Annotated in this window: 29 protein-coding genes; 16 read left to right on the top strand and 13 right to left on the bottom strand. The window is 45.5% G+C overall.

The window, feature by feature from the left end; genetic code table 11:
- Window positions 1-11 precede the first annotated feature (11 nt).
- The 5 genes from panB to guaA all read left to right on the top strand — a co-directional run bounded on the left by panB (window position 12) and on the right by guaA (window position 5,163).
- On the top strand, window positions 12-836 hold the full coding sequence (gene panB, locus B5J93_RS00835) for a 3-methyl-2-oxobutanoate hydroxymethyltransferase (RefSeq protein WP_079323980.1): 825 nt from the start codon (window positions 12-14) through the stop codon (window positions 834-836).
- Window positions 837-849: 13 nt separating this feature from the next.
- A complete protein-coding gene (gene panC, locus B5J93_RS00830) occupies window positions 850-1,707 on the top strand; it encodes a pantoate--beta-alanine ligase (protein WP_079323979.1) in 858 nt (285 codons plus the stop codon).
- 138 nt (window positions 1,708-1,845) lie between these two features.
- The gene (gene rapZ / locus B5J93_RS00825; protein ID WP_079323978.1) at window positions 1,846-2,715 is read left to right on the top strand and encodes an RNase adapter RapZ; all 870 of its coding nucleotides are present in this window, start codon (window positions 1,846-1,848) and stop codon (window positions 2,713-2,715) included.
- A gap of 336 nt (window positions 2,716-3,051) precedes the next feature.
- On the top strand, window positions 3,052-3,558 hold the full coding sequence (yjgA, locus tag B5J93_RS00820) for a ribosome biogenesis factor YjgA (RefSeq protein WP_079323977.1): 507 nt from the start codon (window positions 3,052-3,054) through the stop codon (window positions 3,556-3,558).
- A 45-nt stretch (window positions 3,559-3,603) separates the two neighbouring features.
- Complete coding sequence (gene guaA, locus B5J93_RS00815; protein ID WP_079323976.1) at window positions 3,604-5,163, top strand: glutamine-hydrolyzing GMP synthase; 1,560 nt, start codon at window positions 3,604-3,606, stop codon at window positions 5,161-5,163.
- Between the two features lie 78 nt (window positions 5,164-5,241).
- Here the strand turns inward: guaA and B5J93_RS00810 are convergent, their stop codons facing one another.
- On the bottom strand, window positions 5,242-5,580 hold the full coding sequence (locus B5J93_RS00810) for a zinc ribbon domain-containing protein YjdM (protein ID WP_079323975.1): 339 nt from the start codon (window positions 5,578-5,580) through the stop codon (window positions 5,242-5,244).
- A 117-nt stretch (window positions 5,581-5,697) separates the two neighbouring features.
- Here B5J93_RS00810 and ygfZ point away from each other — a divergent pair, with 117 nt between their 5' ends.
- Entirely contained in the window at window positions 5,698-6,408 is a 711-nt protein-coding gene (gene ygfZ / locus B5J93_RS00805; protein WP_079323974.1) for a CAF17-like 4Fe-4S cluster assembly/insertion protein YgfZ, read from the top strand.
- A gap of 135 nt (window positions 6,409-6,543) precedes the next feature.
- Here ygfZ and dtd read toward each other — a convergent pair whose 3' ends face one another.
- Entirely contained in the window at window positions 6,544-6,981 is a 438-nt protein-coding gene (dtd, locus tag B5J93_RS00800; protein WP_079323973.1) for a D-aminoacyl-tRNA deacylase, read from the bottom strand.
- Window positions 6,982-7,142: 161 nt separating this feature from the next.
- Window positions 7,143-7,580: a PACE efflux transporter gene (locus tag B5J93_RS00795; protein ID WP_079323972.1), complete on the bottom strand. Its 438-nt coding sequence runs from the start codon at window positions 7,578-7,580 to the stop codon at window positions 7,143-7,145.
- A gap of 79 nt (window positions 7,581-7,659) precedes the next feature.
- Between B5J93_RS00795 and asd the strand changes: the two genes are divergently transcribed.
- A complete protein-coding gene (gene asd / locus B5J93_RS00790; protein WP_079323971.1) occupies window positions 7,660-8,496 on the top strand; it encodes an archaetidylserine decarboxylase in 837 nt (278 codons plus the stop codon).
- A gap of 59 nt (window positions 8,497-8,555) precedes the next feature.
- On the opposite strand, the gene B5J93_RS00785 is transcribed toward asd, so the two are convergent.
- From B5J93_RS00785 to B5J93_RS00765, 5 genes are all read right to left on the bottom strand, one after another.
- Window positions 8,556-8,834, bottom strand: a complete 279-nt coding sequence (locus B5J93_RS00785) for a hypothetical protein (RefSeq protein ID WP_079323970.1) — start codon at window positions 8,832-8,834, stop codon at window positions 8,556-8,558.
- A gap of 142 nt (window positions 8,835-8,976) precedes the next feature.
- Window positions 8,977-9,330 carry a hypothetical protein gene (locus B5J93_RS13245; RefSeq protein ID WP_143823461.1) on the bottom strand — a complete coding sequence of 118 codons (354 nt, stop codon included), beginning with the start codon at window positions 9,328-9,330 and terminating at the stop codon, window positions 8,977-8,979.
- A 347-nt stretch (window positions 9,331-9,677) separates the two neighbouring features.
- Complete coding sequence (rraA, locus tag B5J93_RS00775; protein ID WP_079323968.1) at window positions 9,678-10,178, bottom strand: ribonuclease E activity regulator RraA; 501 nt, start codon at window positions 10,176-10,178, stop codon at window positions 9,678-9,680.
- Window positions 10,179-10,510: 332 nt separating this feature from the next.
- Window positions 10,511-11,515, bottom strand: coding sequence for a DsbC family protein (locus tag B5J93_RS00770; RefSeq protein ID WP_079323967.1), 1,005 nt, complete (start codon window positions 11,513-11,515; stop codon window positions 10,511-10,513).
- 178 nt (window positions 11,516-11,693) lie between these two features.
- Complete coding sequence (locus B5J93_RS00765; RefSeq protein WP_079323966.1) at window positions 11,694-12,395, bottom strand: pseudouridine synthase; 702 nt, start codon at window positions 12,393-12,395, stop codon at window positions 11,694-11,696.
- A 71-nt stretch (window positions 12,396-12,466) separates the two neighbouring features.
- Between B5J93_RS00765 and B5J93_RS00760 the strand changes: the two genes are divergently transcribed.
- Complete coding sequence (locus tag B5J93_RS00760; protein WP_079323965.1) at window positions 12,467-13,252, top strand: YwqG family protein; 786 nt, start codon at window positions 12,467-12,469, stop codon at window positions 13,250-13,252.
- Window positions 13,252-13,848, top strand: a complete 597-nt coding sequence (locus tag B5J93_RS00755; RefSeq protein WP_079323964.1) for an IMPACT family protein — start codon at window positions 13,252-13,254, stop codon at window positions 13,846-13,848. The genes B5J93_RS00760 and B5J93_RS00755 overlap by 1 nt, the downstream gene beginning before the upstream one ends.
- Window positions 13,849-14,013: 165 nt before the next feature.
- Here the strand turns inward: B5J93_RS00755 and B5J93_RS00750 are convergent, their stop codons facing one another.
- A complete protein-coding gene (locus tag B5J93_RS00750; RefSeq protein WP_079323963.1) occupies window positions 14,014-14,631 on the bottom strand; it encodes a thiol:disulfide interchange protein DsbA/DsbL in 618 nt (205 codons plus the stop codon).
- 282 nt (window positions 14,632-14,913) lie between these two features.
- Between B5J93_RS00750 and ubiG the strand changes: the two genes are divergently transcribed.
- The 5 genes from ubiG (at window position 14,914) to B5J93_RS00725 (ending at window position 19,702) form a co-directional block, all read left to right on the top strand.
- Window positions 14,914-15,672 carry a bifunctional 2-polyprenyl-6-hydroxyphenol methylase/3-demethylubiquinol 3-O-methyltransferase UbiG gene (gene ubiG / locus B5J93_RS00745; protein WP_078274728.1) on the top strand — a complete coding sequence of 253 codons (759 nt, stop codon included), beginning with the start codon at window positions 14,914-14,916 and terminating at the stop codon, window positions 15,670-15,672.
- 1 nt (window position 15,673) lies between these two features.
- Window positions 15,674-16,363, top strand: a complete 690-nt coding sequence (locus B5J93_RS00740) for an HAD family hydrolase (RefSeq protein WP_079323962.1) — start codon at window positions 15,674-15,676, stop codon at window positions 16,361-16,363.
- A 277-nt stretch (window positions 16,364-16,640) separates the two neighbouring features.
- Window positions 16,641-17,399 (top strand): YciK family oxidoreductase, encoded by a 759-nt coding sequence (locus B5J93_RS00735; RefSeq protein ID WP_079323961.1) that lies wholly within the window; start codon window positions 16,641-16,643, stop codon window positions 17,397-17,399.
- 109 nt (window positions 17,400-17,508) lie between these two features.
- On the top strand, window positions 17,509-18,834 hold the full coding sequence (gene paeA / locus B5J93_RS00730; RefSeq protein WP_079323960.1) for a polyamine export protein PaeA: 1,326 nt from the start codon (window positions 17,509-17,511) through the stop codon (window positions 18,832-18,834).
- 145 nt (window positions 18,835-18,979) lie between these two features.
- Window positions 18,980-19,702: a nitroreductase family protein gene (locus B5J93_RS00725; protein ID WP_079323959.1), complete on the top strand. Its 723-nt coding sequence runs from the start codon at window positions 18,980-18,982 to the stop codon at window positions 19,700-19,702.
- Window positions 19,703-20,023: 321 nt separating this feature from the next.
- Here the strand turns inward: B5J93_RS00725 and B5J93_RS13400 are convergent, their stop codons facing one another.
- The 3 genes from B5J93_RS13400 to ykgO form a co-directional block, all read right to left on the bottom strand.
- Window positions 20,024-20,179, bottom strand: a complete 156-nt coding sequence (locus tag B5J93_RS13400; protein WP_158079680.1) for a hypothetical protein — start codon at window positions 20,177-20,179, stop codon at window positions 20,024-20,026.
- Window positions 20,180-20,230: 51 nt separating this feature from the next.
- A complete protein-coding gene (locus B5J93_RS00720) occupies window positions 20,231-20,695 on the bottom strand; it encodes a hemerythrin domain-containing protein (RefSeq protein ID WP_079323958.1) in 465 nt (154 codons plus the stop codon).
- 173 nt (window positions 20,696-20,868) lie between these two features.
- Window positions 20,869-21,009 carry a type B 50S ribosomal protein L36 gene (gene ykgO, locus B5J93_RS00715; RefSeq protein WP_029103571.1) on the bottom strand — a complete coding sequence of 47 codons (141 nt, stop codon included), beginning with the start codon at window positions 21,007-21,009 and terminating at the stop codon, window positions 20,869-20,871.
- A 471-nt stretch (window positions 21,010-21,480) separates the two neighbouring features.
- On the opposite strand from ykgO, the gene B5J93_RS00710 reads away from it, so the two are divergent.
- Entirely contained in the window at window positions 21,481-21,966 is a 486-nt protein-coding gene (locus tag B5J93_RS00710) for a hypothetical protein (protein WP_079323957.1), read from the top strand.
- 57 nt (window positions 21,967-22,023) lie between these two features.
- On the opposite strand, the gene fabF is transcribed toward B5J93_RS00710, so the two are convergent.
- A complete protein-coding gene (fabF, locus tag B5J93_RS00705; RefSeq protein WP_079323956.1) occupies window positions 22,024-23,316 on the bottom strand; it encodes a beta-ketoacyl-ACP synthase II in 1,293 nt (430 codons plus the stop codon).
- A gap of 282 nt (window positions 23,317-23,598) precedes the next feature.
- On the opposite strand from fabF, the gene B5J93_RS00700 reads away from it, so the two are divergent.
- Window positions 23,599-24,708 (top strand): DUF418 domain-containing protein, encoded by a 1,110-nt coding sequence (locus B5J93_RS00700; RefSeq protein ID WP_079323955.1) that lies wholly within the window; start codon window positions 23,599-23,601, stop codon window positions 24,706-24,708.
- The last annotated feature ends 39 nt before the right edge of the window (window positions 24,709-24,747 follow it).

Here is a 24,747-nt window from a genome sequence, read left to right as displayed (position 1 = left end):
TAGGAAGATGAATGACCTACCTAACCCACACCGCCCCCATAACCCTATCCACGCTTGCCAAATACAAAAAGCAAGGCGAAAAATTCTCTTGCCTGACCTGCTATGATGCCAGTTTTGCTTATCTTATGGCACAGGCGGGCATTGACGTGATTTTGGTGGGTGACAGTCTTGGTATGGTGGTGCAGGGGCAGGCGTCCACGTTGCCTGTTACCGTTGCCGACATGGTGTATCACACCGCCAATGTTGTCCGTGCCAACCGCCACGCCTTGATTATGACCGACTTGCCCTTTATGAGCTATGCCACGTTGTCTGATGCGATTGCAAGTAGCCGTGCGGTCATGCAAGCAGGGGCGAACATGGTTAAGATTGAAGGTGGTAGCGAGCTTGCCGACACGGTCAAGGTCTTGACGGATAATGGCGTGCCTGTGTGCGTGCATTTGGGATTAACGCCCCAATCGGTCAATGTGCTTGGCGGTTATAAGGTGCAGGGCAAAACGGACACACAAGCCGACAAATTATTAAGAAACTGTGAAGTTTTGGTAAACGCAGGGGCGAGCATGATTGTGCTAGAATGCGTGCCTGCCAAACTTGCCAAAGCCGTTACCGAGCGGTTTGCCGTGCCTGTCATCGGCATTGGGGCGGGCGTGGACACGGATGGGCAAGTGTTGGTCATGCATGACATGCTTGGCGTTTATACCCAAAAGGTAGCCAAATTTGTCAAAGACTTTTTAAAAGATGACGGCAACGAGACAGGCGATATTTTGGGGGCGTTTGTTTATTTTCATCAAGCGGTCAAAAACAAAACTTTCCCTAGTGTTGAGCATACTTTTCACTAATGACGGATAAATAATGAAAATCTTTCATCATATCAACGACTTACAAACCGCCCTAAACAAGCACCGCAAAGACGGCAAAACCATTGGTTTTGTGCCGACCATGGGGAATTTGCATGACGGGCATTTGTCGCTTGTCAATATTGCCAAAGCCCATGCCGATGTTGTCGTGGTGAGTATTTTTGTCAATCCCACGCAGTTTGGGGTAGGCGAAGATTTTGACAGCTATCCACGCACGCTTGATGCGGATTGCGAAAAATTGCAAAGTGTACAAGCGGACATGGTATTCGCCCCGAGTATTGATGAGATGTATCCGACTTATCCGCCCCATGTGCAGGTGCTCTCTGGCGAGATTAGCAAGATGCTATGTGGCAAATCTCGCCCCACGCATTTTGACGGTGTGGGCTTGGTGGTGGGCAAATTGTTTAACATTGTCCGCCCTGATGTGGCGGTGTTTGGCAAAAAAGATTATCAGCAATTAGCGATTATCCGTAGGCTCAATGACGAGATAAATTTTGGCATAAAAATCATCGGTGGCGAGATTGTCCGTAATAAAGACGGTTTGGCATTGTCATCACGAAATGGTTATTTAAATGATGATGAATTAACTACCGCCCCCATTATCCAAAAAACCTTGCAAAAGATTAAAGCCGATGTGATAAAATCGGATATAAACGAGTATCCAACCATTATCCAAAAATACCACGATGAATTAACCAACATGGGATTAAACGTGGATTATTTGGAGCTTTATAATGATAAATTAGAGCCTGTTAAAGGTACTGATAAAAAATTGGTGGTATTAACAGCGGTATATGTTGGTAAGGCACGGCTTTTGGATAATATAGAAATTGATTTATCGGATTTCCTGTAAAACTGGTTTTCCGTTCGCCCTGAGCTAAGTCGAAGGGTGAAAGAAAACCTTTTCATGGTTCGACAAGCTCACCACGAACGGTTTTCTTTAAATGCGGAGTTTTTAAGAAATCTGTTTAAATTATTATAAGGAAAATAAATGTCAAACACCCAAATCATCATCGTATCAGGACGGTCAGGCTCTGGCAAAACATCTGTTCTAAATATTTTAGAAGATTTTGGTTTTTATGTCATTGACAATCTGCCCTTGTCGCTTGTGGGGCAGGCGGTGGATGATTTGATTGGCAATGATGTCAAAAAAGTGGCGTTGGGCATTGATGTCAGAACGCCAAAAGCCGACCTATCCGCCTTTGAAAGCGTATATCAGAGCTTGACCGACAAGTACCATGAAGCGGTTAAAATCCTATACGTTACCGCCCAAGAGAGCGTACTGGTGGCACGTTTTGGGGCGACACGGCGAGTTCACCCACTCATGCCAATCGCCAATAACTTGCCCAACGCCCTAGCCCAAGAGATTGAACTGTTAAAGCCGATTGCAACCAATGCCGATATTAAGATTGACACCAGCACGCTCAATATTCACGAACTCAAAGAAAAAGTCCGCCAACATATCGGTGTGGATAATGTGGTGTCGGTCAATGTGTTGTCCTTTGGGTTTAAACATGGCACACCCATTGACGCTGATTTTGTTATTGATGTGAGGATATTGCCCAATCCGCATTGGCAAGAAAATTTGCGTCCGCAAACAGGGCTTGATGATGATGTAAAAGACTTTTTTGGCAATTATCCAGAAGTGGATAATATGGCGGATGATATTGGCAAGTTTTTGATAAAATGGCTCCCTAATTTTTCAAATAATAACCGTTATTTGGTAACCGTTGCTATTGGTTGCACGGGCGGTAAACACCGCTCTGTATATATTACCCAAAAGGTGGGCGAGTTATTAAAAAATCAGTTGCCTGATAATATGCCTGTTATTATTAAACACCGTGAAAAACGCTATTGGTAATGTTAAAAATAACGTATGAATTGGCGAATAAATTGAATTGATTTATATTAAAAATTTGTATATTTTAAATAAAAATATTTTAAAATTTGCAAATGTAGGGGAAATTTATTCGCCCTGTTATTAAAAAATAGCAATTTATCCCAACTTTTTACAAAACATACACCCAAGAAACTTTAAAATTACTACAAATACAATGATGTGTGGACGTAGGTGTGTGCTGAGCACGCCTTGTATAGTAATATCATCAAAGGGTGTGCTCAGCACACTCCTACAAACCCGTGGTAAATATCAAGTTGGTTGGGCGTATTTTAATATTAAATTTAAAAAGAGAAATCTATGAATATCGACTGGTCAAAACAAGACATGAGAGTGTCTCGCACCGAAATCAAAAAAGCCCACGAACGTTTACAAGAATTGTCCGAACCGCTTGCCAAACTCTCCAAAAAACAACTTGCCAATTTGCCAGTGAGTGAGTATTTTTTGGACGAATTAAAGCATTTGACCGAGATTGACAGTCACGCCGCCAAAAACCGCCAAATCAAACGGGTGGGTAAGCTCATCATTGAAGAAGACCGCCATGTTTTGACGGGGGCGTTGTTTGAGATTGTGTTTACGCCCGAGCAATGCACCAAGATTGAGACGTGGTTTAATCGCTTGAACCTAAGCGATGAGGGTACAATAAAGCAGTTTGTCAAGCAATTTAAAAAGGCAGAATACAACAGCATTTATCAGCTACTTTTGTGGATAGAATACGCCAAGCACTTGGGCGATGATGAGCTTTTGTCGGAGAGCGTGGCGGATTTTGAAAGTTATGTCAAAGAAGTGGCGATTTTGTCGGCTTAGTTTTGGTATAATAGCACCTTTATCATTTGACCTGTAGGAATATCCATGACCAACATCACCTCCGACCGTATCCTAATCCTAGATTTTGGCTCGCAATACAGCCAGCTCATCGCTCGCCGTGTGCGTGAAGCAGGCGTGTACTCTGAGATGCACCCCTTTGACATGAGCGATGACGACATCAAAGCCTTTAACCCCAAAGGCATTATCCTATCAGGCGGGCCTGAAAGCGTGTACGAAGAAGGCTCGCCACGAGCGCCCCAAATCGTCTTTGAGCTTGGCGTGCCTGTGCTTGGTATTTGTTACGGCTTTCAAACCATGTCCGCCCAGCTTGGTGGTTCGGTGGTGGCAGGGGCGGTCAAGGAGTTTGGCTACGCCCAAATTGACGTAGCGGTGGACGACAAACTACTAAACGGCTTAAAAGACGATAACGCCCAAATCCAAGTGTGGATGAGCCATGGCGACAAAGTGGCAAGCCTGCCAGACGGCTTTACCGCAACATCAAGCACGCCAAGCTGTGCCTTTGCGTCCGCCAGCGATGAAAGCCGTCAGCTCTATGGCGTGCAGTTTCATCCAGAAGTAACCCACACCGCCAAAGGCGTGGAAGTGATTAGCAACTTCGTGCATGGTATTTGTGGTTGTGGCAATCTGTGGAACCCCCAGAACATCATTGAAATGCGTGTGGCACAGTTAAAAGAGCAAATTGGCGATGAGCAGGTGTTACTTGGCTTATCAGGCGGTGTGGACAGCTCGGTGGTGGCGGCACTACTTCACAAAGCCATTGGCGACCAATTAACCTGCGTGTTTGTGGATAATGGGCTACTTCGCCTAAACGAAGGCGACCAAGTCATGAAAATGTTTGCCGATAACATGGGCATTCGGGTGATTCGGGCAGACGCTGAGAATCGCTTTTTGGACGCACTGGCGGGAGCGACCGACCCAGAGATTAAACGCAAAATCATCGGACGAGAGTTTATTGAAGTATTCTCCGAAGAAGCTCGCAAATTGGACGGCGTGAAGTTTTTGGCACAAGGCACGATTTACCCTGATGTCATCGAGTCTGCCAAAACCAAAAACGGCAAGGCTCACGTCATCAAATCGCACCACAATGTCGGTGGTCTGCCTGATGATTTGCACTTTGAACTCGTTGAGCCACTGCGTGATTTGTTCAAAGATGAAGTGCGTAAACTTGGCACAACGCTTGGCTTGCCCCATGAGATGATTTACAGACACCCTTTCCCCGGCCCGGGTCTTGGCGTGCGGATTTTGGGCGAGATTAAAAAAGAATATGCTGACATTTTGCGAGTGGCGGACGATATTTTTATGCAGGAGCTTCGTGCGTCTGGCTGGTATGACAAGACCGCCCAAGCCTTTGCTGTGTTTTGCCCTGTCAAATCGGTGGGCGTGGTGGGGGACGCACGCCGTTATGCGTGGGTGATTTCTCTGCGTGCGGTGGAGACGGTGGACTTTATGACCGCTCGTTTTGCCCATTTGCCCTATGAGCTTGTGGATAAAATCTCAACGCGTATCATGAATGAGATTGCCGATGTCTCTCGTGTTGTCTATGATGTCAGTAGCAAACCGCCTGCCACGATTGAGTGGGAATAAACCGATAAAAACCGTCAAGAAATTGGCGGTTTTTTAACCATCAAAAAAGGGCATATTCTCGCCCTTTTTATCCTTTCATCACGCCTTTTTAACCACGCTGGATTTTAGTTTTATTGCCCCAAAGCCGTCAATCTTACAATCAATGTCATGGTCATCAGGGGCATCATGAATCAGGCGAATGGATTTGACTTTTGTGCCAACCTTGATAGGTGTGGACGAGCCTTTGACCTTCAAGTCCTTGATGACCGTTACGCTGTCGCCATCATTTAACACATTGCCCACCGCATCCTTGATGACGGGCGTGTCGTCCGTATCGCCATCGGCTGACCACTCGTGGGTACACATGGGGCAGATGAGCAGGTCGCCATCGGCATAGGTGTAGGTTTCATCGCATTTGGGGCAGGCAGGATAAGTCATAGATTTTACCTAAAATAAAAGCATTATATCATTTTTGATACATTTTGGCTTGAAAATAAAGCCAAGCCCCCTTATTGAAATGAAAATGACAAATGATAAATAACAACCGAGAGCACCATGAGCCAATTTTCACAAATCACCCTAAACGGCAAAGACACCGCCAAATTTTTACAAGGTCAATTAACTGTCAATGTTGATAAACTCACCCATGATTTTTTGCCCTGTGCCATTAGCGACCTAAAAGGGCGTGTTGCCTTTGGGTTGTGGGTATCTCGCACCGATGATGAGACCTTTGTACTCATCACGTCGGCGGACTGCATGGATAATCTTACCGTCCATATCAAAAAATACGGGGCGTTTTCTAAATTTAGCCAGTCCGCCCCCACGCCCATTTATCCTATCGTGGCAAATGGCGTGCCGACTTTTGATAATGATGAAAACCTTGCCGACTTTGGAGTATGGGCGAAAGCGAGCATTGAGACGGGCAATGTGTGGATAACCCAAGCCACAGCGGGGCTGTTCCAACCCCAAGAGTTACGCCTGCACCAGCGTGGGGGCGTGGATTATGATAAGGGGTGCTATCTAGGACAGGAGATTATCGCACGGCTCTACTTTAAGGCAAGTCCAAAAGCCTACTTACACCGTGTGCGACTGCCTAAGCCTGTCCAAGACGGCGACAAGGTCGGCAAAGTGCAAATCGTCAATGGCGTGGTGCATGATGACGGCTTTGACGCACTCGTCATCGGCTCGCCTGAGCATGTAGTAGAGATTGGGGAGATTTTGCCGTTGCCTGATAACCTGATGGGCGATGTGGGGCGAGCAAAATAAGGGGCTGATGATGTTTTAAAGGGGTTTGTAGGGCAAATCACATTTGCCCTTTTAAAAAACCTTGATGTTGGGCGAATGCTCTTTGATCTGACTCGCCCATTTTATCATAACAATTTTAATGGTAAATTATAAAAATCACACGTCAAGCAAAAAATTAATCGGGCCGTCATTGACCGCCACGACTGCCATATTCGCCCCAAATTCACCTGTGGCAACATCGGGATAGACTTGTCTGGCATAATTTACCAACTTATCAAACAATGCCCTTGCGTCATCTGGGGGCATGGCAGGGGCGAAGTCGGGACGGCGACCCTTGTCGGTTTTTGCCATTAGGGTAAATTGCGACACCAGTAGCAAGCCACCGCCCACATCGGACACTGATTTGCCCATTTTGCCGTTGCCATCTTCAAAAATGCGGTAGGCGATGATTTTATCCACCAGTCTGCACGCTTTATCAAAATCATCATCTTTGCCAATGCCGATATAGGCAAGCACGCCTGATTGGATTTGTCCGATGATTTGACCATCCACATTGACATGGGCGGACTTAACTCGTTGGATTAGGGCTTTCATGGGTTTTTCCTTTGGGCTGGGTTAAATGGGGGTGTTGGGGTGATTTATTTTTTGGTAGAATTTATTCTATGCAAAGTGTGAATTTTGGGCGAATAAATCACTCCTACACGCTTATTATTACAAAACTTATTTTAATGGAACAATGCCATATTTTTAAAAAATTACCTTGCCCGTATCTTATACCGCACCCAATCATAACCCCAATTAAAAAGTAGCGTATATACCCCAATCACCGCCACCACGCCAATATCCATAACAAACGCCATCCACAGCGAGACATTTAGGGCATAGGCAATCATCGGCACGGTTGCCAAAAACAGCCTACCTTCAAACAAGTCCATATGAACAAGGCGAGTGCCAAGCGAGCGGCAAGGGCGTTCGCCCGTTACCACTTTGTCAAACAAAAAATTAAACACCATGTTCCACACCACCGCCAGCACCGAGATTGCCACCGCCAAACCTGTGGCGTGGGTCGGGCTATGGTTGTCGCCAAACAGGGCAAAAACAGCCACCGTCAGCCCAATCGCCCCAATCTTAAACAGCATGGCATGAAATAGGCGTTCTTTGGCAGTCATGGGATTGGTTGGGGTGTTTGACATAAAATTTAGCAAAATAAAACGGTTATTATAGCAAATATCGGTTAAAATAGCCCAAACTCGTTTTTATTTTGGAAAAATCATGAACCTATTTACCCTAGCCCAAAACTTAGCCCCACAGCAAACCCTATCAGAAGTGGCAGGCTACCTTGCCAAAAGCCAAAATCCGTACATCAAAAAAGCCTTTGTCCATACCTTTGCCAAAGCCTATAACATTGATTTGGCAGAATATGAGCGTGGCAATTTGGATGATTATGACAGTTTCAACGACTTTTTTACCCGTGAATTAAAGAGTGGAATGCGTCCGATTGAAGAGACGGCAGACGGCATTGCCTGCCCCGCTGACGGTAAAATCAGCCAAATCGGAGCAATCACAAACGGGCAACTCATTCAAGCCAAGGGGCGAGATTATGACGTGGGGCAACTTTTGGCGGATTTTGAGCTGAGTAAGGCGTTTGTGGACGGCTCATTTGCCACGATTTATCTTGCCCCCACCAACTACCACCGTGTGCATATGCCCTTTGACGGCACGCTACTTGCCACACGCTATGTGCCAGGTACGCTGTTTTCGGTCAATAACACCACCGCTGAGAACGTCCCTGACCTGTTCGCCCGTAACGAGCGGTTGGTGTGCGAATTTGACACCGCTTTTGGGCGTGCGTGCGTAGTGTTGGTTGGGGCGATGATTGTGGCAGGGATTGAGTCTGTAGCGACAGGGGCAATCAAACGCACGCCCTACATTCAGCACCGCACGCATGACATCACGTTCAAAAAAGGCGATGAGCTTGGGCGGTTTTATCTAGGTTCTACCGCCATTATCGTGCTACCAAAATCGGCAAATACCGCATGGGGCGATGAGTTTGTACATGGTAAGACGGTGGTAATGGGGCAGAGAATTGGGCAAGTTACACAGCCTTAATTTACCAGTTAAATTTGCCAAAATGGTAGAGTGCGTACTATGCACCATTTGCCCAATCATTACAGCTTGGCATAAATCAAACAGACGGCTTGATTTATGCCAGTTTTCATTTTAAAATAAAGAAAAATCGTTAGATTGTCATTGGTTTTATAAGGAAAAACAACGATGAGCAATAATTTTAACATGAGTTTTGACCCTACCACCAAAGAATAATTTGCCAAAGTGGTTGGTGAATATGGCTTGACTGTGCCACAAGCATTTAAATTACAGCTAACAAAATTGAATTTTACTACAGAAACCGTTCGCCCTGAGATTGTCGAAGGGTCGGTTTTTGTCATGGTTCGACAGGCTCACCACGAACGGAAACCGTGGTACTTTTTCATTTTGTAGAGTGTATTTGCCAATCAAGTCATTAAAACAGGGGTTATCCCTTTGTCCTTTGATTGGGCGAAAAACGACAAAATCCCCACCGATAAACTGCTAAATGCCATTAGCGAGTTGGAGCAGGGCGATGTGCTGACCTATGACAGCTTGGACGATTTTGTTAAGGCGTACGACACCACCCCCCAAATCATAACGTGCCATGAAAAAAATCATCACCACACGCCAGTTTGACAAGGATTTGAAGGCTTTGGGGTTATCAAGCGAGCTGATAGACGTATTGCACACTCTAATCCATGACACGCCCCTGCCGACTATCTGACGGACAAGATACAGGGTATTTTGGGCTTGACGGTTGATGTCGGTGAGATGATTGGTAGATTTAAACTGAGTCAAAACCGAAAGCAGGGCGATTTTGACAGCGTGGTGCAAGGCTTGACTGATGGCGGACAAGTGGGGCTGGCGAGATCGGTTGCTCGGACAAGGGAGTGATGATTTGAAAAAATAAGGTAGTGGTCTAAAAAGTATGCCAAACTAGGTTTTCCGTTCGCCCTGAGCCTGCCTGCGGGTAGGAAAACCGTTAGGTTTCCCAAGCTCGCCACGAACGGTTTTCTTTGTAGCATACTTTTTGAACTAAGACCAAAAAATAAAAAGACGTGTAGGGGCAAATCATATTCGCCCAAGAATATTTTGAGATAGGGTAAATGTGATTTACCCTGATAATCTGCCTAAATTAGGATTGATAAATGGGGTTTTGGGCTAAATTAAAACCCAACCCAAATCCCAATTCAACCCCAAACCTAAACCAATCTTTCTCCACCGACAATCACGCCATTATTATCGGCATAGACCCAATCGCCGTCATGGACGACCACCCCACCAATCACAATCGCCAGACCTGTCTCGCCCACGCCCTTTCTTACGCTCTTTTTGGGTGTGCTTGCTAAGGCTAGCACGCCAAGACTCATCTTGGCAATCTCGTCCACGTCTCGCACACAGCCACAGATGATGACCCCTGCCCAGCCGTTATCCACAGCCGATTTGGCAATCATGTCGCCCATTAACGCACAGCGTAGGGACGCACCACCGTCCACGACTAGGATTTTGCCTTGTCCGTCTGTGGCAAGCAGTTCTTTGACACGAGAGTTATCTTCCAAGCATTTGACCGTAACGGCTTGCCCGCCAAAGGTTGTGATACCGCCATAGTGCTTGAACGATTTGCCGTCTATCATGGGTGGTATGACGTGAATGGTTTTGTCTTCGTTGTCGTCCAGTAAGTCGCAGGTGATGAAGTGAGTCATGGTTTTGTCCTTAAAAAATGATTTTTAATATAGCGATTTTAAAAATATTTGTCAAGACAATACTAGGCGTGCCTGCTTTTTGTATTTGCAATGAAAATCACGAAAAATCGCCCGTTTTTCAAGGAAAAAGTGAGATTTGATAGTCGTTCTATCAAACGAGCTTTTGACGAAGGAAGAAAAACAATCCGACCACTTCAATCAGATAAATTTTTAAAATTTTAACTTAACTTTTAAAATTAAGTGGTCGGATAGCCATTTTTCATGCAAAAACAGTTTATTTATTTCTAAAATATTTCTATATTGTAAATAGTGTTATAAAGGGCAGGCACGCCCTACTTTGCCATCAAAAATTTGACCAATTCATCATTTGCCACGTTGCCTTCAAACAACTCGCCATTTTCGCCATAGACGGCAGGGGTGGCGATGATGGCAAGGGGGCGGACTTTGGCGATGTTGGATGACAGATGGTTGTCGTCATTACCGCATTGGTTGCCTGCCTTGACCCCTTTCATGGCAAGGTCTAGGAGCTTGGCACGCTTGGCGTTATCACGCTCGCACCAGATTTGTCGCATGGGCTTAGGCGACTCATCATAGACAGGATAGCCGATGACTTTGACGGTAATGCCTTTGGCGGTAAGATTGGGAATGTTTTTGTGAAGTATCTTGCAGTAGGGACAGTTGATGTCGGTGGCGACATAGACGACCGCTCGCTCGTCTTTGGCAGGATAGATGGTTAGGTTGGCAGGGTCTAAGGTGGCAAGCGTGTGGCGGTTTTTGGCGGTCTCAAAGGCGGTGTCAAGTCCGCCAAGTTTGCCGTTGGCAATCACGCTGACATCACCCCCGATGACATAATGAGCGTCTGCACTGACCAAAAATGGTGTGCCATTTTGGGCAACCGCCCAAAGCAAGCCCTTGATACTCGTGTGAAAAAACATGGTGTCAGGGGTGACTAGGGGCAGGGCGTTCATGTTGGCAAGCAGGGCGATTTTATGGTCTTCACCTATCGGGGTGCCTGTGGGCTTATCGCTCATGATGGCAGGGTCGATGGCGTGAATGGTGCTGGGGTTTGGCTCGGCGGTGGCGTTAATCACATAGCGAGCATCAGGCGTGATAAGCAGACTCTCGCCCGTGGTCAGCGTTACCATCAAAAGCTCGCCAATGCCTGTCGGGGTGATGGTGCGAACGGGTGTGGCAAGTCCGATTTGGCGTAGAGTTTGTTTGATGAGTTGGTTGTCACTTGCGGTAATGGGGGTAGGTGTCTGGGCGGTGCTTGGCAGACTGATGGTGGCAGTTATAATGGCAAGGCTTAGGGTAAGTAACGTGCTAAATGTTTTCATGGTTTATCCCAAAATGATTTGGCATAGATTATACCCCAAAATCTAAGCGAGCGAGAGCCGTTTACAACTTCCCCACAATCTGACAGGGTTGGGCAGTAAAGTATGATTGGCAAAAATCCATAAAAATTGGAGAGGTGTATTTATTGCTCAAATAAACACACTAATCCGCCCAAATTAATCAAAACTGCCCAATCTCATCATCACTCAAAAAGCGACATTCTCCCTTTTCAAGTCCCTCAAGGGTAATATTGCCAATGCTTGCTCGGTGTAGGTGGGTAACTTTATTGCCAAAATACGCCATCATGCGTTTGACCTGATGATATTTACCTTCGGTCAAGATAAGCGTGGCGTGCGTCTCATCTGTAAATAACAACTCGGCAGGGCGGGTTTTTTCGGTATCACCTTCTAACAAAATGCCGTTTGCCACTTGTTTTATGGCATAGGCTTGCTCGTCTGGGGTCATCGGGTCGGCAAGCGTAATCTCATAGCGTTTGGGCTGATGACGCTTGGGACTGGTAACTCGGTGTAGCCACGTTCCGTCATCGGATAGAAGTAACGCTCCTGTGGTGTCCACGTCAAGCCGTCCTGCAATCCGCAAGCTTGCCACTTCTGGCACGGCAATCAGCTCGGTAACAATGGGGTATTCTTTGGCTTTTAGGGTGCATTCAAAGCCGTCTGGCTTATAGAGCAAAATATAACGGCTACCGTCCGCCGCCGACAACGGCTCGCCTGCCCACAGCACGTCATCATCGGCATTGATATGCACGCTACCGTCTTTGATGACTTCATCGTTTACGGTAATCTCGCCTGCATGCAGGATTTTTTTGGCATCTTTACGGGATAATTCGGTGGCTTTACTTAAAAATTTGTCTAGTCGCATATTTGCCTTTATTCATCTGTTAAAAATGGTATAATTCTAACACAAATTTGATAATTTCATAAGGAGCAACAATGACTTTGCACACACTCATTGATGAATTGCCTACCGAGTTTTTGCCATTTAAAGCCAACATTTTGGCAAGTGCCAAACCCGTGATTAACATCGCATTGCGTGTGGCTGATGGGTTGCCTTTGTGGGCGAGTAAAATTGGTGGCAATCAGCCTTATTTGCCAAAGAATGTGGATTATCCAACCGATAAATACGGCAGACCGCTTGGTTTTTTGGCACAGTTTAATTTGGCAGATTTGCCCGCCAATGACCATTTGCCCAAAACAGGAATGTTGGTGTTTTTTACTAATTTTGATGATGGTAAGGTGCTGTATTTTGACGAAGTCATTCAAGATGACACCGCTCTTTGGCAAGATTTTGATGGGCTGGGGGTTGATACCGATGATTTGCCATTTTTTGATGTAGTGGCATTTGCCCCCACTTTTACACTGACCGAGTCCGCCATCAGTTTTACAGAAGACAAGGTTTTTGATGTGATTTTTGCCAATCATACTTTGTCCGAGCAAGAGCTTGACGAACTTGGCGATAAAATTTATGACTTACCTATTTTTAACAGTGCAGGACATCATTTGCTAGGTTATCCCTACTTTACTCAAAGCGACCCCAGAGCCTATCAAAATGGCGATGTGCCACAGGATTATGTCTTGTTATTTCAATTAGATACCGATGATGTGGACGGTTATGGGATTATGTGGGGGGATGGTGGTGTGGGTAACTTTTTTATCCACCCTGATGATTTGGCAAAGGGCGATTTTAGTCGGGTGAAATTTTATTGGGATTGCTGTTGATGACCTACGCCACCTTATCCGCCCCTTGCCAAGCGGTTTATGAAATCAAAAAAAGCGAATTTCTCGCCTTTGCTTATCCCATTAGCCATAAAGATGAAGTGATGTTTCACGTGGAACAGTTGCGTGAGAGATACCCTGACGCTCGTCATCATTGTGTTGCCTATATTTTGGGCGACCCACACAACACCACGCACGCAGGTTTTGACGATGACGGCGAACCAAACGGCACGGCAGGCAGACCGATTTTAAATGTCTTACAGCATAAGGCAATTGGCAATGTGCTTGTGGTGGTGGTACGCTATTTTGGTGGGATAAAACTGGGAGCAGGCGGGCTGACACGAGCTTACGCTACCACCACACAGATGGTGGTGGACAAGATGGAGCTTGTGCCATTTGTACCAAAATCACAGCTCGAAGTCGCCACCACCTTCGCCCACGAAGCCCAAATACGCTATTTGGTCGGGCAGGCTGGTGGCGAGATTTTGGGAGCGGACTATGCCCACAATGTCGTGATGAGCGTGGAGCTAGACAGCGAAAAGGTGGACGAGTTTGGAGAGAGTTTGGGGGTGTTTGGCGAGCTTTTAAGGGAGGAGTAATTATAGTAAATTAACCCCAATTTGCACCAATGCTAAATATTGAAAAATACCTTTGTGGGAGCGTGCTTTCCACGCCTTTTGGTGGTGTATTTTGAAGTTAAACGATGATAAAAAGACACAAAAAAGTCCGCACCAATCATGGCACGAACTGTATGAGCGAGCTGATTATTTTTTCTCTTCACGCACTTTATTGATAAGAAAATCAACCACTTGGGTAACTTTGGCACCATCGCCTGCAACCACATATTTGCCATGTACGACAACGGCAGGCACGCCAGTAAGCTGATAGTTTTTCGCCCCTGCTTTTGAGCGTTCTAGTTTGGTGGTAACGGCAAATGAGTCGTAAGTGGTGTTAAACTTGGTTTTGTCCACGCCTTGGGTGGCATACCAGTCGGCAAGAGTCTCTTTGGATTTGTCCACACGTTTGCCGTCCTTGTGGATGGCATCAAATAGAGCTTGGTGGGTTTTTTCTTCATAACCCATAATTTGGGCGGCATAAAAACCACGGGCAGGCACTTCCCACACAGGGTTCATGGCGGCAGGCGTGCGGAAAAACGCCACGTCTTTGGCACGGGTTTTTGCCCATTTTTGCATGTGTGGCTCTAAGCTGTAACAATGCGGACAACCATACCAAAAGAACTCACGCACCACGATGACGTCGCCGGCGATTTTCTCAGGATTAGGCAGGACTTTGTAGTCTTGACCTTCAACAAAATTGGCATGAGCCATGCCAGATAGACCAACCGCTAACGCAAGGGCGGTGAATTTAAGGGTGTTTTTCATAAAAAATCCTAGATTGGCACAGTGCCAACAAATCGTTTTGGTAAAACCAAATATGGGTAAATAAAAATATCGCATAGTTTAACTTATTTTTGCCAAAATTGGGTAATAGAATTCTTAATCAAACGTTGTATTATGTAAATTTTTATGAAATCTGCCTAAAATTTAAGCATTTTTAAATGAACAACACAAAATTTGCCAAAATCTGTATGAAAAGCAAGGGAAAAAGTGGTTAAAAATCGCTAAAAATGGTAAGATAAGCCAATTTATCACTTGGGATAGCTCATGACCGCACACACCGCCCACAATGCCGACTTTGATGAAATTGGCAAATTCACCCGCCTTGCCGATGAATGGTGGGACAGACAAGGGGCGTTTAAGTCCTTGCACGACATTAACCCCTTACGCCTTGACTGGATAGAAGACCAAACGTGCGCCTTTTTTGGCTCAAGATTAAACGGCAAAAAGGTGCTGGACGTGGGCTGTGGTGGCGGTATTTTGTCGCATTCTATGGCGGTGCGTGGGGCGGACGTGCTGGGTGTGGATTTGGGGGAGCAAAACCTGCAAGCAGGGCAGATTCATGCCGAGCGGACAGGCATGACCGACACGCTCGCCTTTCGCTGTGTGGCGATAGAAGAGCTTGCTAGCGAGCAGGCGGGGATGTATGACGTCGTAACGTGCATGGAGATGTTAGAACACGTCCCTGACCCGTCTGCGATTGTGCGTGCGTGCTTTGCCTTATTAAAGCCCAATGGCGTGTTTGTAACGTCCACGATTAACCGTAACCCCAAATCCTACCTATTTGCCATTGTGGGGGCGGAGTATGTGCTACGCCTTGTGGATAAAGGCACGCACGATTTTAACAAATTCATCACGCCTGCCGAGCTTGATGACATGGCTATCAGGGCAGGATTTGCCCGTGATAACATGACAGGGCTACACTACAACCCCTTAAACAAGCGGTTTTGGCTCTCCGACAGTAATGTGGACGTAAACTACATGATGTCGTTTGTCAAGGGTCAAAGCCCAAAGGCGGTGGGCTGACATGACAAGCACAACAAAGCTAAATGCGGTTTTATTTGACTTAGACGGCACGCTCATCGACACCGCCCCTGATTTTATCCGTATCATCAAGCTCATGTGTGCCAAGCACAATCACCCTTGCCCCACTGATACCGCCATTCGTGAGCAGGTCTCGGCAGGGGCTAGGGCAATGGTGCGTTTGATGTTTGGCGATGAGCTCATGAACGTGGCGGACACGGATGAGCGAATGCTTGCCTATCGTCAAGAGTTTTTGGATTTGTACGAGCAGGACATTTGTGTGGATAGCCGACTGTTTGACGGCTTGGACAGTCTACTTGACACCTTAGAAAATAAAGGCGTGGCGTGGGGCATTGTTACCAACAAACCTAGATATTTAGCAGAACAGCTTCTGGATAAATTAGACCTAGCCAAACGCTGTGCGGTGCTTGTTTGCCCTGATGATGTGGCAAACACCAAACCCGACCCAGAGCCGATGTTTTTGGCGTGCAAAAAGCTAAACATAGACCCCAAAAATTGCATTTATGTGGGCGACCACATCAGAGACATACAGGCAGGGCGAGCATCTGGCATGATGACGGTGGCGGTGGGGTTTGGCTATATCGTCCCTGATGAAAATCCCCATGAGTGGGGGGCGGATAAGGTGGTGGATACGCCTGATGAATTGAGGCGGTTGGTGTTGGGGTTGGTTTAAGCCGTTGCCAATTTGACAATGCCAATTTTAAAATGATTTAAATTTAACCGCTTTTAATTTTTCATTGATAAAATATGCGTGCCACACACCTTTTAAATAAGAAATGTATTTAATGAGCTTAATATTTGCCACAGGCTTGTAGGGGTGGGCTTTCCACGCCCGTTGGTAAAACTAGTACACTCCTACGGTGGTATATTTTGAAGTTAAGCAAGTATAAAATTATTTAAATTTAACCATATTTTAATTTTTACTTAATAAAAAAAATCAGTACCCAACCATGACGACACCAGACATTTTAAACTATACCCCGACCGCCGACAGCCTATCCGACAAGATTATTCTAGTAACAGGGGCAGGGGACGGCATTGGCAAAGTGGCAAGCCTAACCTATGCCAAATGTGGGGCGACTGTACTCCTGCTTGGCAAAACAGAGTCCAAACTAGAAGCGGTCTATGATGAGATAGAGAGTTTGGGGCTTGCCATGCCTGCCATTTTGCCCATGGATTTAGAAAAGGCGAGCTTTGCCCAGATGAATGAGCTTGCAACCCTAATTCAAAAAGAGTTTGGCAGGCTTGACGGCGTGCTACATAATGCAGGTGTGCTTGGGGCATTGACCCCACTTGAAATGTACGACCCTATTACCTTTGAGCAGGTCATGCACGTCAATGCCACAGCCGTGTTTATGCTTACCCAAGCCCTATTTCCGCTACTTGTCTCTGCCCCCAGTGGTTCGGTGGTGTTCACAAGCTCTGGCGTGGCAAAAGTGCGACCCTTTTGGGGGGCGTATGCCTTATCTAAGCAGATGATAGAAGGCATGAGTACCATTTTTACCGAAGAGACCAAAAACCACACCGCCTTGCGGTTTAACTGTATCAATCCAGGAGCGACTCGCACCAACATGAGAGCCCACGCCTTTCCAGGGGAGAATCCTTTGACCCTAAAAACGCCCGAAGACATCATGCCTGCCTATGTGTATCTCATGACCGACATGGCAAGCGGGGTAAAAGGGCAAGTGATACATTGCCAACCCAAATAACATCAGGGGTGAGTGTTCGCCCTTTTTTGTGGGCGTACGTCTTTGTACTTGAAATTTAAACGAAAATTGATAAACTACTACAAAACATTAAAACATTTTGAGCATTCACATGGATTTATTACAACATTTATTTTTAATCGCCATATTGATATTAGTATCAAGTTTTTTTTCAATTTCTGAGATTGCCTTAGCAGGGGCAAGAAAATTGAAACTAAAACTCATCTCCGAAGGGGGCGACACCCGTGCTGATAAAATCATGCACTTGCAAGAAAATTCGGCGGACTTCTTTGCCACCAGCCAAATAGGCCTAAACGCAGTCGCTATCCTTGGTGGTTCGGTGGGTGAAGGGGCGCTTCGTCCTTATTTTGCCCAGTTTATCGGACAGTTTTATCAAGGGCAGTGGACAGAGAGTATTGCGTTTTTTACGAGTTTTGCGGTGGTAACGCTCATCTTTATCCTATATGCTGATTTGATTCCCAAACGCATTGCCATGATAAACCCCGAAAAGGTCGCCCTAGCAGTCATCAATCCCATGCTCGTGGTCATCAAGGTGGTCAAACCGCTTGTGTGGATTATCAATGGCATTGCCAACGCCACGTTTCGCCTGTTCAAAATCAACACCGTGCGAGAAGAGAGCATTACCTTTGATGACGTCTCTGCCATTATGGATGCAGGGGCGGAGGCAGGCGTGGTGTTACAGCAAGAACAGCATTTTATTGAAAATGTCTTTGAGCTAGAAGAGCGTACCGTACCGTCATCGATGACCGTGCGTGAAGATGTGGTGTATTTTACGCTGGGCGAGTCCGAAGAGTCCATGCGACAAAAGATAGCTGAGTTTCCGTATTCCAAATTTTTGGTGTGCAATGAGACCATTGACCAAGTCATCGGCTATGTGGACACCAAAGACATTTTGGTAAGGCTACTCAACAACCAATCTTTTGTACAGCTTAACGAGAGTACCATTCGTAACGTGCTGATTATCCCTGATACGCTCACTTTGTCTGAGCTTTTGGATAAATTTCGTGCCAGTAAAGAAAAATTTGCGGTCGTCATCAACGAATATGCATGGGTGGTCGGGGTCATTACATTGTCCGACATCATGATGACGGTCATGGGGGACTGGGGGTCGCCCATCGAGGAAGAACAGCAGATTATCCGCCGTGATGAAAATTCATGGCTCATTGACGGTAGCACGCCCATCGATGATGTCAAGCACGCCCTTGATGTGGTGGAGTTTGAAGATTGGGATCATTATGAGACGTTGGCGGGCTTTATCATGTATCGCTTGCGAAAAATCCCACGTCCTGCCGATTTTGTCGTGCATGAAAATCTAAAATTTGAAGTGGTGGACATTGACCATTATAAGATTGACCAAGTGTTGGTGACTCGTCTGCCAAGTAATACCGAAGAAGTAGCGGATAGGGACTGGATGTAGGGCGAGATGCGTTTGTAAAAATGTTTAAAAATATTAGGGCGGAATAAATTCGCCCTTTTTTATGCAAAATTTTTATGCAAAAATGCCAATCATCACCGCACCAGCCATGCTATAATAGTTGTTTCACACCCAACCGACATAGATTATGAGCCTATCTGACATCTTGCACCATCGCCGTGCCGTGCGTGAGTACCTACCCACGCCCATTGACCCCAACATCGTCAAGGACTGCCTAGCCCTTGCCACGCTTGCCCCGACCAGCTCTAACATGCAACTGTACGAGTGCTACCACATCACCGATAAAGCCACACTCGCCACACTTGCCAAAGCCTGCCTATCCCAAAGCTCTGCCACGACCGCTGACCAAATGGTGGTGTTCGTGATACGTCCTGATTTGCACAGACAGCGTGCCACATCGGTGTTTGCCTTTGAGCGTGAAAACGTACGTACATACAGCCCTGTTCATAAGGTGGACAGGCGTATTAAAAAATTTGACCATTATTATAATCGTCTCATGCCCCTGCTCTACACCCAAGATGTGCCACTGGTGGGGACGGCAAGAAAGGGCGTGGCGTGTGCCATCTCAAAGGTTCGCCCCATGCAAAAGGACGTCTCAAAAGATGACATTCGTATCGTCATGCACAAAAGCTGTGGACTGGTCGCTCAGACGTTCATGCTTGCCATGAGTGAGCGTGGGCTTGATACTTGCCCTATGGAAGGCTTTGACGGGGCGATGATAAAGACCCTGCTTAGACTGCCTGCCATAGCCGAGATTAATATGGTGGTGTCGTGCGGTGTGCGTAGCGAGCAGGGCGTATGGGGCGAGCGGTTTCGTGTGCCGTTTGATGAAGTGTATCAGCAGATTTAACGCTTTGCAAGGTTGCTTGGCAACTCAATAAGTCCGGCACTAGACGGATAAAGCCATGTCTATGTGATTGCCAAAGACAGCAGGCACTTGGATAAATAGGGAATTGGCATACAGATAATCTTCCCCGCTTTCATCGATGATTTACACCATGCCCAACTGCTCTGCGGTTGGGTTGTCTAGCTGTTTGTAAAGTTTCATAACTTCCAAACTGGCAGGGTAGTCTTTATTATTAATGCACAATAACCATCTCATGATAGTAACCTTTTGATTTTATACTCAACCGCACCAATGCCATGACATTCGCACCAATGGATTTCGGCTTCATAGACTTCGTTGTTTATTTTGACAAGGCAAAAGCCCTTGCATTTTTCCAATTGGTTCCCCATAGGTGCGTTTTAGGCGGTTGATGTCTCTGATAGCACCCATTTTGGCAAAGCAATCTTTACCAGTAATGGGTGGTATGATGTCAAAATTCATGGGTTATTTTACCATTTTTTTAAAGCGGTTTGGGTCTGCATTGTAAAACAATCACTCCCCATGCTTGTCTTCAAATGCCTGATGTTCGGCTTGATATAACTTGCCCAGTCGCTCTTGGGTGGGTTTGTCAAGCAGTTCTCTGGCTTCTTTAAAAAACTCATTTTCTTCTTCTTTTAAATGGTGCAAGGTCTCATCAATAAGCTCTTGTGCCGTCTTAAAAAATCGCTCATCCCCTGCTCGCCCATCGGACAGCACCGCCATCATCTCGTCCATCTCATGATGTTCGGCAATGGCGTGGCGAGAGAGTTCTAACCCATCATCAAACGCCATCACAGGCACATACAGATGACGCTCTTCGGCGGCGGCGTGGGCTTCTAGCTCATTTTTTAGGGGGATAAAGGCACTCTCGGCTTTGGGGCGGTCTTGTTGGATGATGGCATGTTGAAAATCTTGACACAGCTTACGCTGAATGTCGTGATGATGAATGAGTGTGCTAAAAATGTCTGACTGGCTCATGGCTTGTCCAATAAATAAAAGAGATATGATGGCTAGGAAATATAATCATCATAACAAAATAAGCCATGCTTGACAACGCAAGCCCGCCCATCTGTACAAAACAGCGACATTTTAAAATAAGTAATTACAAAAAAACCGCCCCGTAAAGAGCGGTTCGGGGGCATGACACACAATTATTTGCGTTTTTTACCGCCTTGCACGGCTTTAAAACGGGGGTTGGATTTGCAAATGACAAAGGTGCGACCACGACGGCGAACCACTTGGCAATCTTCGTGGCGGGTTTTGGCGGATTTGAGTGATGATAGTACTTGCATGATACTCTCCTGTCAGAGCTGGGATAAATAAAATGTTATAATATACCAAAAATAAGCAAAAAACAAGAGAATTGAGAATAATTCTTGTAAATTATTCGTGTAAAGGGGGGGTTAAAATTTGCCCAATCTTAAATTAAAATGGTAGCTTACTGATTGTTGGTTATTTTTTTTCTATAAATTCATCCAAAATATCATCAATAAACAATGCTCTTTATTTTAAAATTGATAACAAGTGTTTTATCTCAGTGCTTTTTTTAATTATATCTAACGAATTTGATATTTGCCACAGGATTTGTAGGGGCATGTTGAACACTAATGATTTTATCGGACGTGCTCAGCACGTCCCTACGCCCACATATTGTAAATTTGTGGTAATTTTAAAGTTCTTTATTTATATAATGATGGATGATTAAGTCATCTTGCCCTAACTTGATGATTTAAACCTAACCTAGCCATATCACGGAGAAAATGATGAAATTATCTTATCTACTGCCTGCTGTCTTGTTATTCGCCAGTACCGCCCATGCAGAGAGCTTAAACAGCCTAGTCAATAAACAAGCCAATAAAACGGTACACGCCATGAATCAAGAAGAGATAGAGCATAATGGCGAAAATGCCTATACGTACGCATTGTCGCAAAAAGACATTATTTATGCTGACATCAATAAAGATGGCAAAAAAGATGCGATAGTCTCGCTGTATTATTGCGAAGAGCTAAACTGTCATAATACCACAGGCAGTTTTGAAGTGGCGACATTTTTGGCAACGGGCAAAAATCAATACAAAAAAGGCGATGTACATTCGGCAGAATTATCAGGCAATGTTAAAGTGGTCAATGGCATTATCCATGTTACAGAAGTATCCTACGCCGATAGCGACCCGAGCTGTTGCCCGTTAAAAAAGCGAACGGTTAAACTAAAATCAAATAATCAAGGCAAATTGGTTAAAGTGAAATAATTCTGCCAAGTCTATCTATAAAAAGCTCTGTTCTAAGACAGGGCTTTTGGATTTTTATTACGCCCAACGCCTAAACACCAAACTACCATTCGTCCCGCCAAAGCCAAAGCTGTTCGAAATGGCATAGTTCACACCACTCACCGCCCTTGCGGTATGGGGAATATAGTCAAGCGTACAGGCAGGGTCTGGGTTGTCTAGGTTGATGGTGGGGGGTAGGGTTTGGTGCTGTAAGGCAAGCACGGTAAAGATGGCTTCTATCGCTCCTGCCGCCCCGAGCAAATGCCCTGTCATGGATTTGGTGGAACTCACCAAAATGTTTTTACCAAATAGGCTTTCAATCGCACTGCTTTCTGCCACGTCCCCTGCGGGCGTGGACGTGCCGTGGGCATTGATATAGCCGACTTTGTCGGTACTGATACCGCCGTCTGCTAAGGCGTTTATCATCGCACGTTTTGCCCCGTTACCGTTTGTTGGTGGGGCGGTGATGTGGCTTGCGTCATTGCTCATACCAAAACCTGCCACTTCTGCCAAAATCGTTGCCCCACGAGCCTTAGCATGAGCAAGGCTTTCTAGCACCAACGCCCCTGCTCCGTTCCCAAGCACAAAGCCATCTCTGTCCTTATCAAAGGGGCGAGACGCTCGGGTGGGTTCATCGTTGCGAGTGGATAGGGCGTGCATTGCCCCAAAGCCCGACAGTCCAAGCGGTGTGCTTGCCTTTTCGCTACCGCCCACCAACACCGCATCCAAATCGCCATAGGCGATGAGCCTTGCCCCAAGCCCGATGGCGTGCGTGGATGTGGTGCAAGCGGTGGACGTGGCAAGGTTTGCCCCTTTTAGGTTATGGCGAATGGCGATGAGTCCTGCGGGCATATTGACGATGGAGCCTGGGATGATAAAAGGTGAGACTTTTTTTGCCCCGTTATCACGCAGGGTATCTCGGCTATTCTCAATGGTTTGTATGCCACCAATCCCTGACCCCATCGCCACACCAAATCGCTCGCTGTCCACATTAACAGGCAAACTTTCGCCCTTAATGCTATCTATCAGTCCAGCGTGATACAAGGCTTGGGCGGACGAAACTTGGGCGTAGTGCACAAACTCATCAAAACGGCGAATCTCTTTGGGGTTCAAAAACTCTTCGGCATTAAAATCCTTAACCAGCCCTGCAATCTTTGAGCGAAACTCACTCATCTCCAAGCCGTCAAAATCAGGTATGGCACGAATACCGCTCACGCCATTTGTTAAGTTTGCCCAAATGGTGTCCAAATCATTGCCCACAGGGGTAATCGCCCCCATGCCTGTGATGACCACTCGCTCGCTGTCGGCTCGCTCAAAATGAGGTTTTTTCATCGTTATATTCCTTGCAAATGTTTTTGAAAAATTTGTTTACAATTTAAAGAGGGCTATTGTAACAAGATTTTTTTAAAAATAGAAGTTTACAAGTGTATTATTTTGTAAAATAAAACCGCTATTGAGCAAGCAAATAGGAATAAAGGGGTAGGGGTGAGGTGTTGATGTGTGTTGCAAATTTGGTCGGTGTTTTTTGGTAAATTCTCTAAGATACAAAACCCTTGCAATTAGTCCTAAAATTTACTAAAATACGCAAAATTAGTAATTTTTAGGACTATTTTTATGTCAAAACCCCCAACCCAAATCCCAACCACCCAAGCCCCTATCACACAGCCCAAAGACCACCTTGCCATTTTGGATGGCATACGGGGCTTTGCCATTTTTGGGATTTTGGTGGTTAATATGATGGCATTTGCCCTACCTAAGCACGATTTAAATTTGATGAATTTTACTTCAACGGCTTGGTATGACAGTGTTGCGATGTGGTTGAGCACGCATTTTTTTGAAGGCAAATTCTATATTTTATTTTCTTTTTTATTTGGTATTGGTTTTTCGGTGCAATTAGAAAGTGCCATTAAAAAAGGCGTGAATTTATGGTCATTTTATCCAAGACGGTTATTGATTTTATTTGTGATTGGGGTGTTGCATTCATACTTTTGGTGGGGTGATGTTTTAAGATTGTACGCCATTTTAGGACTTGGTTTATTGTTATTAAAAGATTTATCCATTAAATATTTGCTGATTTTAGCTGGTTTATTTTTGGGATTATCAGGATTGGTATCGGCATTTCCCCATATTTTTGGCGAATTTGACAGCCCTAATTCTGATGATGTGTGGCGAAGTTTGTTATTTGCCTTAATCCAAATGGCACCAACGGCATTTGCACTCTTTTTACTGGGGCGAGTGGTGGGCAAATTAAACTTTTTTAACCAGTTAAAAGATAAAGTATCTTTATTAAAAAGTTTAATTATCATCGCATTTGTCATTTGGGCGGTATTAAAATTGGCATTGTATTTATGGGTAGAGCCATATAGCCCAATCGAAACACTACCAAAAACTTTGAGTGATATGGCATTTACCGCCATTTATATTGGCATTTTGTGCTTATTATCCGTTAATGACAAAACCGCTCATTATTTAAATCCACTTGCCAAAGTCGGACAAATGGCATTGACCAATTATGTGATGCATACGCTGATGTGTGTGGCGTTTTTTAAATTAACTGGTTTGGCAGGGCAATTACAAATGGGGGCGTTATTTTTGCTTTCTGTGGGGATTTTTGCCATTCAACTGATTTATAGCCATTATTGGTTAAAATGGTTTGATTATGGTTTATTGGAATGGGTGTGGCGTTCTTTGACTTTTGGTAAAGTGCAAAGATTGGTAAAATAAATAAAGCACCGCTTAATTATGAACCGCACCCCAAAAGTT

It is taken from the genome of Moraxella equi, assembly GCF_002027555.1.
Lineage (GTDB): Bacteria > Pseudomonadota > Gammaproteobacteria > Pseudomonadales > Moraxellaceae > Moraxella > Moraxella equi.
The sequence above is the reverse complement of the archived record's forward strand: the minus strand, read 5'-3'. Positions and strand labels throughout refer to the sequence as shown.

Excerpts from the sequence above, each read along its gene's own strand:
- panB (WP_079323980.1), top strand. The coding sequence starts at position 12 with ATGACCTACCTAACCCACACCGCCCCCATAACCCTATCCACGCTTGCC.
- panC (WP_079323979.1), top strand. The coding sequence starts at position 850 with ATGAAAATCTTTCATCATATCAACGACTTACAAACCGCCCTAAACAAG.
- rapZ (WP_079323978.1), top strand. The coding sequence starts at position 1,846 with ATGTCAAACACCCAAATCATCATCGTATCAGGACGGTCAGGCTCTGGC.
- yjgA (WP_079323977.1), top strand. The coding sequence starts at position 3,052 with ATGAATATCGACTGGTCAAAACAAGACATGAGAGTGTCTCGCACCGAA.
- guaA (WP_079323976.1), top strand. The coding sequence starts at position 3,604 with ATGACCAACATCACCTCCGACCGTATCCTAATCCTAGATTTTGGCTCG.
- B5J93_RS00810 (WP_079323975.1), bottom strand. The coding sequence starts at position 5,580 with ATGACTTATCCTGCCTGCCCCAAATGCGATGAAACCTACACCTATGCC.
- ygfZ (WP_079323974.1), top strand. The coding sequence starts at position 5,698 with ATGAGCCAATTTTCACAAATCACCCTAAACGGCAAAGACACCGCCAAA.
- dtd (WP_079323973.1), bottom strand. The coding sequence starts at position 6,981 with ATGAAAGCCCTAATCCAACGAGTTAAGTCCGCCCATGTCAATGTGGAT.
- B5J93_RS00795 (WP_079323972.1), bottom strand. The coding sequence starts at position 7,580 with ATGTCAAACACCCCAACCAATCCCATGACTGCCAAAGAACGCCTATTT.
- asd (WP_079323971.1), top strand. The coding sequence starts at position 7,660 with ATGAACCTATTTACCCTAGCCCAAAACTTAGCCCCACAGCAAACCCTA.
- B5J93_RS00785 (WP_079323970.1), bottom strand. The coding sequence starts at position 8,834 with ATGACAAAAACCGACCCTTCGACAATCTCAGGGCGAACGGTTTCTGTA.
- rraA (WP_079323968.1), bottom strand. The coding sequence starts at position 10,178 with ATGACTCACTTCATCACCTGCGACTTACTGGACGACAACGAAGACAAA.
- B5J93_RS00770 (WP_079323967.1), bottom strand. The coding sequence starts at position 11,515 with ATGAAAACATTTAGCACGTTACTTACCCTAAGCCTTGCCATTATAACT.
- B5J93_RS00765 (WP_079323966.1), bottom strand. The coding sequence starts at position 12,395 with ATGCGACTAGACAAATTTTTAAGTAAAGCCACCGAATTATCCCGTAAA.
- B5J93_RS00760 (WP_079323965.1), top strand. The coding sequence starts at position 12,467 with ATGACTTTGCACACACTCATTGATGAATTGCCTACCGAGTTTTTGCCA.
- B5J93_RS00755 (WP_079323964.1), top strand. The coding sequence starts at position 13,252 with ATGACCTACGCCACCTTATCCGCCCCTTGCCAAGCGGTTTATGAAATC.
- B5J93_RS00750 (WP_079323963.1), bottom strand. The coding sequence starts at position 14,631 with ATGAAAAACACCCTTAAATTCACCGCCCTTGCGTTAGCGGTTGGTCTA.
- ubiG (WP_078274728.1), top strand. The coding sequence starts at position 14,914 with ATGACCGCACACACCGCCCACAATGCCGACTTTGATGAAATTGGCAAA.
- B5J93_RS00740 (WP_079323962.1), top strand. The coding sequence starts at position 15,674 with ATGACAAGCACAACAAAGCTAAATGCGGTTTTATTTGACTTAGACGGC.
- B5J93_RS00735 (WP_079323961.1), top strand. The coding sequence starts at position 16,641 with ATGACGACACCAGACATTTTAAACTATACCCCGACCGCCGACAGCCTA.
- paeA (WP_079323960.1), top strand. The coding sequence starts at position 17,509 with ATGGATTTATTACAACATTTATTTTTAATCGCCATATTGATATTAGTA.
- B5J93_RS00725 (WP_079323959.1), top strand. The coding sequence starts at position 18,980 with ATGAGCCTATCTGACATCTTGCACCATCGCCGTGCCGTGCGTGAGTAC.
- B5J93_RS13400 (WP_158079680.1), bottom strand. The coding sequence starts at position 20,179 with ATGAATTTTGACATCATACCACCCATTACTGGTAAAGATTGCTTTGCC.
- B5J93_RS00720 (WP_079323958.1), bottom strand. The coding sequence starts at position 20,695 with ATGAGCCAGTCAGACATTTTTAGCACACTCATTCATCATCACGACATT.
- ykgO (WP_029103571.1), bottom strand. The coding sequence starts at position 21,009 with ATGCAAGTACTATCATCACTCAAATCCGCCAAAACCCGCCACGAAGAT.
- B5J93_RS00710 (WP_079323957.1), top strand. The coding sequence starts at position 21,481 with ATGAAATTATCTTATCTACTGCCTGCTGTCTTGTTATTCGCCAGTACC.
- fabF (WP_079323956.1), bottom strand. The coding sequence starts at position 23,316 with ATGAAAAAACCTCATTTTGAGCGAGCCGACAGCGAGCGAGTGGTCATC.
- B5J93_RS00700 (WP_079323955.1), top strand. The coding sequence starts at position 23,599 with ATGTCAAAACCCCCAACCCAAATCCCAACCACCCAAGCCCCTATCACA.